Origin of the sequence: Capillibacterium thermochitinicola (genome assembly GCF_013664685.1) — a bacterium.
Lineage (GTDB): Bacteria > Bacillota > UBA4882 > UBA10575 > UBA10575 > Capillibacterium > Capillibacterium thermochitinicola.
The window spans coordinates 1-1120 of the sequence record NZ_JAAKDE010000048.1 but is presented as its reverse complement, the minus strand read 5'-3'; the positions used below and the strand labels follow the sequence as shown (position 1 = coordinate 1120).

Genomic DNA, 1120 nt, shown 5'->3' with positions numbered 1-1120 from the left:
AAAAAACAAGGAGCAAAGACTAAAAGAAGCCGAAAAGCGCCTTGAAGCGCTAAGCCAGGAAAATGACCAACTGAAAAGAATTGTTGCCGAAAAAGAGCTGGAACTGGCAATTTTGAGAGAACTGCGTGATCTGATAAACCCTCGGTAACCGACAAAGTCGTCGTTGCAAAAAGGTGGATACGGAAAGGATATAATATAAACCTGATTCTTGGCTTTGTCGGTTTAGCGAAGTCCACCTTTTATGCGAACATTAACCAGGAAGAATTGACGAAAGAAAAAGAGACGGGTAAAGCTGTTGGCCGGCCCAAAACACAGTTTTCTTACACCCTTGATGGCAAGAGAGTATCTGATGAACAAATCAAGGAATGGTTATGCGGATTAGTTTGTGGTGATGGTTTCCCTTACGGCTATAAAAAGCTTACCGCGGCTTTAGTCGAGGATTATGCTCTTGTCATCAATCACAAAAAGGTTTACCGCCTATGTAAGGAGTTGGGTATTCTTAAACCCCAAAGGGTCTGCCGGCCTAAACATCCTAAACGTCTGCCGCAAAGGACCGAAGTAACTGGATCTAACCAACTCTGGGAGATGGACATAAAATACGGCTACATACATGGAGAAGAAAGGTTCTTTTTTCAACTCTCTTTAATCGACGTTTTTGACCGCTGTGTTATTGACTATCATTTGGGCTTAACCTGCACGGCCAAAGATGCTTGTAGAGTTCTTCGGAACGCTTTGAAAAAGCGCGGGATTAAACCTGGAATGAAAATGCCGCGGGTAAGGACGGATAATGGCCCACAATTCATTGCCAAGCTCTTTGAAGAATTGTGCCGGAAGCTTGGAATAATTCATGAAAGAATACCCGTTGGCACGCCAAATTTAAACGCGCATATTGAAGCTTTTCATTCGATTCTTGAAGATGATTGTTACAGCAGGCATCAGTTTAACAGTTATGCGGAAGCTTATGAGCAAATCTCACTCTATATGGAGTATTACAACCAGCGCCGTCGCCACGGAAGCTTGAAAAACATGGCTCCGGAAAAATATTACCAGGCTATTGTTAGTAATTCTATAAAACCTCAAGTTTTAGTGGCATAATCTCCGGAATTAGGGGGTCAGGGCG

At 43.0% G+C, this 1120-nt stretch carries 1 protein-coding gene; it reads left to right on the top strand.

The genetic code is table 11. The annotated features are described in order from the left end of the window. The first annotated feature begins 177 nt into the window (after positions 1-177). Entirely contained in the window at positions 178-1095 is a 918-nt protein-coding gene (locus tag G5B42_RS11100; protein WP_181340542.1) for an IS3 family transposase, read from the top strand. Positions 1096-1120: the final 25 nt, after the last annotated feature.